5 protein-coding genes are annotated in these 4,997 nt (G+C 71.0%); 2 read left to right on the forward strand and 3 right to left on the reverse strand.

Going from position 1 to position 4,997, the window contains the following annotated elements:
- Positions 1-97 precede the first annotated feature (97 nt).
- Positions 98-1,123 (reverse strand): glycosyltransferase family 2 protein, encoded by a 1,026-nt coding sequence (locus ACFUJR_RS38780; RefSeq protein WP_383181047.1) that lies wholly within the window; start codon positions 1,121-1,123, stop codon positions 98-100.
- Positions 1,124-1,389: 266 nt separating this feature from the next.
- On the opposite strand from ACFUJR_RS38780, the gene ACFUJR_RS38785 reads away from it, so the two are divergent.
- Positions 1,390-2,772, forward strand: a complete 1,383-nt coding sequence (locus ACFUJR_RS38785) for an LCP family protein (protein ID WP_383181044.1) — start codon at positions 1,390-1,392, stop codon at positions 2,770-2,772.
- Between the two features lie 73 nt (positions 2,773-2,845).
- On the opposite strand, the gene ACFUJR_RS38790 is transcribed toward ACFUJR_RS38785, so the two are convergent.
- Entirely contained in the window at positions 2,846-3,403 is a 558-nt protein-coding gene (locus tag ACFUJR_RS38790; protein WP_383181041.1) for an acyl-CoA thioesterase, read from the reverse strand.
- A gap of 119 nt (positions 3,404-3,522) precedes the next feature.
- On the opposite strand from ACFUJR_RS38790, the gene ACFUJR_RS38795 reads away from it, so the two are divergent.
- A complete protein-coding gene (locus tag ACFUJR_RS38795) occupies positions 3,523-4,839 on the forward strand; it encodes an LCP family protein (protein WP_383181038.1) in 1,317 nt (438 codons plus the stop codon).
- Between the two features lie 63 nt (positions 4,840-4,902).
- Here the strand turns inward: ACFUJR_RS38795 and ACFUJR_RS38800 are convergent.
- Positions 4,903-4,997: acyl-CoA dehydrogenase family protein (locus tag ACFUJR_RS38800; protein ID WP_383451260.1), on the reverse strand; the 95-nt coding region annotated here is incomplete at its 5' end.

The raw sequence follows: 4,997 nt of genomic DNA on the forward strand, positions 1-4,997 counted from the left end.
GCTCCCACACACACGGCGTACACACACGGCGGACACACAAGGCGACGGCCGGGCCCCTCAGGGGGACCCGGCCGTCGCCGTGTGCGTGGCGGGAGCGTCAGACCTTCGCGGTCGGCGCCGACGGACGGCGGCTCGCGATGACCTTCTTCGCCAGCGCGCGCGGGCTCGTCAGGAAGCCGTAGCCCCAGGACATGTGCATCGTCGCAAGGGCCACCGGGATCTGGAGGCGGGCCTTCAGGGGGAGGCCCCTGCCCGCCGGGAGCGAGCCCGCGGTGATCGCGGCCAGGTAGCCGGCCGGGATCAGGAAGCCGAGCGGGGTGAGGACCGCGCCCACCACCACGCCGGCCGCGATCGCGCAGACGGCGGTCGGCGGGGCGAGGTAGCGCAGGTTGATGGAGCCCTGGTGGTAGCGGGCCACAACATGGCGCCAACGGCCGTAGTCCTTGTACTGCTTCGCCAGCGCGCGCACGCTCGGCCGCGGGCGGTACTGGACGCGCAGCTCGGGCGAGAACCAGATCAGACCGCCCGCCTCGCGGATCCGGAAGTTCAGCTCCCAGTCCTGGGCGCGGATGAACTCGACGTTGTAGCCGTCCTGCTGCTCCAGCGCCTCGCGCCGGAAGACACCCAGGTACACGGTCTCGGCCGGGCCCGCCTCGCCGCCGGTGTGGAAGGCCGCGTTGCCGACGCCGATCTTCGAGGTCATCGCGGCGGCGACCGCGTGCTCCCAGTCGTTCTCGCCCTCGGCGTGCATGATGCCGCCGACGTTCTGCGCGCCCGTCTCCTCAAGGAGGCGGACGGCGGTCGCGATGTAGTTCGGCGACAGCATGCCGTGACCGTCGACCCGCACCACGATCGGGTGGCGGGAGGCCTTGATCGCCGCGTTGAGGGCGGCGGGCGTGCGGCCTGTGGGGTTGGGCACGGTGTGGACCCGCTTGCGGCTGTCAGACGCGGTTTCTCGTACGAGCTCGGCGGCGATCTCGTCGGTACGGTCCGTGGACGGGCCGAGCGCGATCACCACCTCCATCTCGCCGTCGTACTCCTGCTCGAGGATGTGACGGACCGAGTTGCGCAGGTGCCGTTCCTCGTTGAGAACCGGCATGATCACGGAGACGGGGGGCTGCATGGAATCCTCGGGGGTCCGGGGGTCGCCCCCGGGAGACAGCAGAATCGTCGGCCACGTTACCGCGAACGGGGGACACGAAGCGCGTCACGCGGACCGCCGCACCCTTGCGCTGATCGTATGGGCCTACGGTGCTCACGGTCCCCTTGTCCCACCCGCGGAGGTGTCCCCCGGTGCCCACACCGCCCCGCGCGCCTCGCCGCCGCCCGGCCGCCCGTCCCGTACCGGCAGCCCGCCGCGTCAGACGGGCCGCGCGACCACGGTGGGGCATGCGGATGGCGACGACCCTGTCCGTGCTCGTCCTGGGCGCCGGCGGGATCGGGCACGCGCTGGTCACCGGCCTGGACACCGGCATCGACCGGGTCGACCCGTTCAAGGACATGAAGAACCGCCCCCGGGGCGGGCACGGCATGAACCTGCTGCTCGTGGGCACGGACGGACGCGACAGCCTCACCAGGCAGCAGCGCAGCGCGTACCGGCTGGGCGGGGCGCCCTGTCACTGCACCGACACCGTGATGCTCGTGCACATCAGCGAGGACCGGGAGCGGGCGAGCGTGGTGAGCCTGCCGCGTGACTCGTACGCCGAGATGCCCGCGCACGTCGACGCGACCACGGGGAAGCGGCACGAGGCGCACCCGGTGAAGCTGAACGCGGCGTACGCCGAGGGCGGGCCGGGGCTCACGGTCCGAACCGTCGAGAGCATGACGGGTGTCAAGATCGACCACTATCTGGAGGTCGACTTCACCAGCTTCATGAAGACGGTGGACGCGGTCGGCGGGGTCGAGATCTGCACGGCCCGCCCGATGAAGGACAAGTACACCGGGCTCGACCTGGCGGCCGGGTCGCACCATCTGAACGGCGGGCAGGCGCTGCAGTACGTGCGCGCTCGCCATGTCGACGGGGCGGCGGACATCGGCCGGATGCAGCGCCAGCAGCGGTTCCTCGCGGCGCTGATCGACCGGGTGACGAGCGGCGGGGTGCTGCTGAACCCGGTCCGCTTCCGGGAGGTCGCCACGACCGTGCTCAGCTCGGTGCGGGCGGACCAGGGGTTCGGTACGGATCAGCTGCTGGGTCTCGCCAAGGCGATGCGGGGCTTCGACCCGGCGTCGTCGGAGTTCGTCTCCGTACCGCTCGGGGACGTGAGCTTCCCGGTGAAGGGGATCGGCTCGACCGTGAAGTGGGACGCGCCCAAGGCGCAGCGGCTCTTCCAGGCCCTGCGCGACGACCGGCCGCTCGCACCGCCGAGGACGGCGGAGACGAAGGCGAAGGGCGGGCCGAGGGGGACGATCGTGGACGTGGCGCCGAAGACGATCAGGGTGCAGGTCTACAACGGGACGCGGACGGACGGTCTGGGCCGCAGAGTGGACGACGCCCTGCGGGCCACCGGCTTCGACACGACGCGGGCGCCGCGCACCGGGGAGGGCCCGGAGGTGCGGCGGACGCTTGTCGAGTACGACCCGCGCTGGGACCGCTCGGCGAAGTCCCTGGCGGCGGCGCTGCCGGGCGCGGAGCTCCGGCCGGTGAAGGGGCGGGGCGGGACCCTGCGGGTGGTGGCGGGTCTCGACTACAAGAGCGTCGCTCCGGTACGGGCGGAGGAGAAGCCGACCGGCGCCTTCGAGGCGGTCACGGGCGACCGCGTGGTCTGCCCGTAGGGGTGCCGGCCCGTAGAGGTGCGGCCCGTAGGGGTGCCGGCCCGTAGAGGTGCGGCCCGTAGGGGTGCCGGCGTCAGTCCTCGTAGCCCTCTGCGGCGCGGCGCTCCCGGAGGTCCAGGATCGCGCGGCGGCGGGCCAGGCGGTGGGTGCGGCGGATCTGGGCCTCCTGGTAGCGGCGCTTGTCCTTCTCGGTCTCGGGGACGACCGGCGGAACGCGGCGCGGCTTGCCGTCGGCGTCGACCGCGGCGAAGACCAGGTAGGCGGAGGCGACCTGCTGGGCGGGGGTGGACTCGTTCCAGCGCTCGGCCATGACCCGCACGCCGACCTCCATGGAGGACCGGCCGGTCCAGTTGACCTGCGCCTTCACATGCAGCAGGTCACCGACGCGTACCGGCTCCAGGAACGCCATCTCGTCCATGGACGCGGTCACGGCCGGCCCGCCCGAGTGGCGGCCCGCGACGGCGCCCGCCGCGTCGTCCACCAGCTTCATGATCACGCCGCCGTGCACCGTGCCGAGGAGGTTGGTGTCGTGGCTGGTCATGATGTGGCTGAGCGTGGTGCGGGACGCGGAGGTGGGCTTGCCCGGAATTTCGGTCTCCGGGCGGTCCGTGCGCTGGGCCTGATCTGTCATGCCCTCCACCTTATGCCGGGTCCCGACCTGGTCCCCTTTGCATCAGCTTGGCAACAGCGCCGCCCCGATTCCCCACCCGCCCTGTCGGCCCCCGGGAGGCGGCCTGCACACTGGTCCGCATGAATGACTGGCCCGATGACAGCGGATACGGCCGCGGCGGCGCGGACTCGCAGCCCGAGGGCGCTCGCCGGATGCGCCATGTACAGCGCCCGCAGGTCCCCCAGCAGCCGCAGTACGACCCGCGGTACGACCAGGGCCAGGGCCAGGGTCAGGGTCAAGGTCAAGGTCAAGGTCAGGGTTACAACCCGAACTTCACCCAGCAGCAGGCCACCGGGTACGACAGCGGCTACAACACCGGACAGGTCTACGGCGGCGGCCGCCAGGGCGGCGGCCAGGGCACCGTCCCGCCGCAGCACGACCCCCGGTACGCGCCCCAGCCGGCCGGCCGGCCCGCCCCGGACTGGCGCCGCCGCATCAAGATCGGCTCCATCGTCCTGGTCGTCGCCCTGCTCGGCTGGAGCGTCGGCACCTACGCCTGGGCCAGCTCCCGGATGCGTAACGAGGTCGATCTCTCCAAGGTCATCGAGCGGCCGGCCGAGGGTGACTGCACGACCTACCTGATCGTCGGCTCCGACAGCCGTGAGGGCATGTCGGCCGAGGAGAAGAAGAAGCTCCACACCGGCTCCGCCGAGGGCAAGCGGACCGACTCGATGATGATCCTCGCGGCCTGCTCCAGCGGGAACACGATGGTCTCGCTCCCGCGTGACTCCTGGGTCACCATCCCGTCCTTCGTCGGCTCGGAGTCCGGCAAGAAGTTCGGGGCGCGCGGTGGCTCCAAGCTCAACGCCGCGTACGCGATGGACGGCCCGGAACTCCTGGTCCGCACGGTCGAGTTCAACACCGGGCTGCGCATCGACCACTACGCGGAGATCGGCTTCGCCGGCTTCGCGAACATCGTGGACGCGCTCGGCGGTGTCGAGATGAACATCGAGAAGGGCTTCAAGGACAAGAAGTCCGGCGCCGACTTCCAGGCGGGCGAACAGACGCTGAACGGCGAGCAGGCCCTCGCCTTCGTCCGTACCCGGTACGCGTTCGCCGAGTCGGACCTCGCGCGGACGAAGAACCAGCAGAAGTTCCTCTCCGCGCTGGCGAACCAGGCGGCGACGCCGGGCACGATCCTCAACCCGTTCGCGCTGTACCCGACGCTGGGCGCCGGTCTGGACACGCTGATCGTGGACAAGGACATGTCGCTCTACGACCTCGCCAAGATGTTCTTCGCGATGAAGGGCATCAGCGGCGGCGACGGGAAGTCGATGAACATCCCGATCTCGGGCACCGCGCCGCAGGGCTCGCTGAAGTGGGACATGCCGAAGGTGAAGCAGCTGGTCTCGCAGATCCAGAACGACGAGAAGGTCACGGTCACCTCGGACCGCTGATCCGAGCCGTACGGATACGGGAAGGGCGCCCCTCCGGAGAGCGGAGGGGCGCCCTTGCCTTTCCTACGGGAGGTTGCGGGCCATGACGATGCGCTGGACCTGGTTGGTGCCTTCGTAGATCTGGGTGATCTTGGCGTTGCGCACCATGCGTCCGACGG

The organism is Streptomyces sp. NPDC057271 (assembly GCF_042668715.1).
In the GTDB taxonomy this organism is placed as follows: domain Bacteria; phylum Actinomycetota; class Actinomycetes; order Streptomycetales; family Streptomycetaceae; genus Streptomyces.

Excerpts from the sequence above, each read along its gene's own strand:
- ACFUJR_RS38780 (WP_383181047.1), bottom strand. The coding sequence starts at position 1,123 with ATGCAGCCCCCCGTCTCCGTGATCATGCCGGTTCTCAACGAGGAACGG.
- ACFUJR_RS38785 (WP_383181044.1), top strand. The coding sequence starts at position 1,390 with ATGCGGATGGCGACGACCCTGTCCGTGCTCGTCCTGGGCGCCGGCGGG.
- ACFUJR_RS38790 (WP_383181041.1), bottom strand. The coding sequence starts at position 3,403 with ATGACAGATCAGGCCCAGCGCACGGACCGCCCGGAGACCGAAATTCCG.
- ACFUJR_RS38795 (WP_383181038.1), top strand. The coding sequence starts at position 3,523 with ATGAATGACTGGCCCGATGACAGCGGATACGGCCGCGGCGGCGCGGAC.